Raw genomic sequence first — 338 nt, 5'->3', positions numbered from 1 at the left:
GATATAGAGCCAGGTGGTGCACAATCTTATGTTTTTACTGCGGCAAGCAATACTTCTGCTGCTGCTGTATTTAGCTTTATCATGTATGCTAATAATGATACAGCTGTTACAGCGAAATTAACAGCTCCTGATGGTCAGCAATATGTGCAAAATATAAGTACAAATACCACCCATAGTATATTAGGAGGAGGATTTACTGCTGCTATGTATAATTACTGGGGGACAGATAATAATAAACGCTATGTTCAGTTAGTGATCAACAGAGTTGCAGGATCCACTGCCAATTGTCAAGGAAATTATACGCTGGAAATTACAAATAATGACTCACAAACAATTAA

General features: G+C 37.0%; 1 protein-coding gene. It reads left to right on the top strand.

The features are described 5' to 3' along the window. A partial coding sequence (locus tag SB689_RS22745) for a hypothetical protein (protein ID WP_410694340.1) occupies positions 1–338 on the top strand: 338 nt, incomplete at both ends.

Origin of the sequence: Chryseobacterium sp. SIMBA_038 (genome assembly GCF_046535115.1) — a bacterium.
GTDB lineage: Bacteria > Bacteroidota > Bacteroidia > Flavobacteriales > Weeksellaceae > Chryseobacterium.
Note: the sequence above shows the minus strand (reverse complement) of the source record. Positions and strands in the feature narration are given on the sequence as shown.